4 protein-coding genes are annotated in these 1,734 nt (G+C 69.1%); all 4 read left to right on the forward strand.

The annotated features are described in order from the left end of the window. Positions 1-68: 68 nt before the first annotated feature. The 4 genes from D1643_RS10890 to D1643_RS10905 are packed head-to-tail and all read left to right on the forward strand — an operon-like array spanning position 69 to position 1,554. Entirely contained in the window at positions 69-278 is a 210-nt protein-coding gene (locus D1643_RS10890) for a hypothetical protein (RefSeq protein WP_160710627.1), read from the forward strand. Between the two features lie 14 nt (positions 279-292). Further along, positions 293-637, forward strand: a complete 345-nt coding sequence (locus D1643_RS10895; protein ID WP_160710628.1) for a hypothetical protein — start codon at positions 293-295, stop codon at positions 635-637. Positions 638-649: 12 nt separating this feature from the next. Next, positions 650-919: a hypothetical protein gene (locus D1643_RS10900; RefSeq protein ID WP_160710629.1), complete on the forward strand. Its 270-nt coding sequence runs from the start codon at positions 650-652 to the stop codon at positions 917-919. Beyond that, positions 919-1,554, forward strand: coding sequence for a SprT-like family protein (locus D1643_RS10905; protein ID WP_160710630.1), 636 nt, complete (start codon positions 919-921; stop codon positions 1,552-1,554). Before D1643_RS10900 ends, D1643_RS10905 begins: the two co-directional genes overlap by 1 nt. Positions 1,555-1,734 lie beyond the last annotated feature (180 nt).

Below are 1,734 nucleotides of genomic sequence, written 5' to 3' on the forward strand. Positions count from 1 at the left end.
GCAGGCAGGCCGAGGCAAGCGGCGCTTGCATCCGGCGGGCGCGGATCAGACGAGAGAGGATCAAGGACATGAGCGACGGGAAGGCTGCCTACAGGGACGAGAGCAAGCAGGGCTACGTGGTCATCTGGCGCGGCCTCCAGGCGGCGATCCTGCTGCGCCAGGCGAATCCGCACCACCCCTATGTCGTGGCCTGGGGCTACGACGAGGCGGCGGGAGACTGGTCGCATGGGAGCTACCACGCAGACCTGGTCGAGGCCCTGCGCGAGGCGACGGAGTAAGAAGGGAGACGAAAATGGGTGACTTCAGGATTTGGCAGCGCCGCGTCGATTCGACCGAGGCCGTGCTCAAGGCCGGCTATGTGGCGGCGCGATCCGGGCATATGCCCGATGGAGACGGATGGGTGGAGGTGGACGTCTCCCTCGAGGGCTACGAGATCGACTGCTGCGAGGGCGACTGCGAGTCGTCTACCGTCCTGGACGCGAAGGGGCGGACGTGCCAGCTCCTCGCCAACGGCGAGGACGGCTTCTGGGTCGTCCCCATGACGGGCGAGTCTGGGCGGGGGATCTACGTCCACGTGGGCGAGGCCGACGGCAACTGGCGGGACGGCTGGGTCGCCGAGGGCACAATCAGGCGCTAGGGAGGAGCGAGCATGGTTGAGAGCAAAGTGCTCCTCACTCCAGAGGAGCTGGAGCGGTTCGAGCGCCTGAGCGCCGAGGCGGACGCCATCGCAAGCGAGCGCGCCACGCTGCGCCTCATGATCGGGATGCACCTGAGCTGGGAAATCCCGGACTGCCGGTGGCTCGACGAGGCGCGCAGACGCCTGCGGCGCCTCTGCCGGAGGCAGCAGACGCTCGACGGGCAGATGGCCGGCCTCGTCGCCCGGGCCTGCATCCGCACGCCGGCCGGGCGGGCCGCGTGATGGCGGCGCCAGGGGAGGAGCCCAGGCTCAGCCTGAGGCTCGCCGCGTTCGAGAGGGCCTTCGACGAGCTCAACGCCGCGTACTTCGACGGACGGCTCGACCGCCCGGTGATAACCGTCTCCCCCACCCCCTCCGCCTACGGGCACTTCACGCCGTGGAGATCCTGGGCCAGCGGCGAGGACGCCTTCCACGAGATCAACCTCGGAGCCGAGACCATAGGCCGGCCCGTGGCGGAGGTCATGGCCACCCTCCTCCACGAGATGGTCCACCTGCACTGCCACGAGCAGGGCATCAAGGACACGTCACGGGGCGGAACCTACCACAACGGGAGGTTCCGCATCGAGGCGGAGAAGAGGGGGCTCGTGATCGCCTACGACAAGAGGATCGGGTGGTCGCTGACCTCGCCGGGGGACAGCCTCCTCCTGATGGCACGGCAGGGCGCCTTCAAGAAGGTGGAGGGTGAGCTCAGGGAGCTCCACAGGCTCGGCAGGCCCGCGGCCGCCTCCGCCGCCAAGAGGCCGTCAAGCACGAGGAAGTACACCTGCCCCCGATGCGGCATGAGCGTCAGGGCGACGAGGGCCGTGCGCGTGAAGTGCGTGGAGTGCGACGAGGAACTCACCTGCGATCTGCCGTGAGAGCCGTATGTCCGTATCCCGGTACGAGGCCTGCACCGTACCGGGATACGGACATACCACGGTACGGCGCAGGCCTCGTACGTCCTCGCGTTTGGGCGCATCAGGCGATCCTGGCCTCCGGGGCTGCTCGCCCCGGATCCCCCGGCAGGGGAGCCGCGGGGCTCCCCTGCACCCCTCCCC

This window comes from Enterorhabdus sp. P55, from assembly GCF_009911695.1.
GTDB lineage: Bacteria > Actinomycetota > Coriobacteriia > Coriobacteriales > Eggerthellaceae > Enterorhabdus.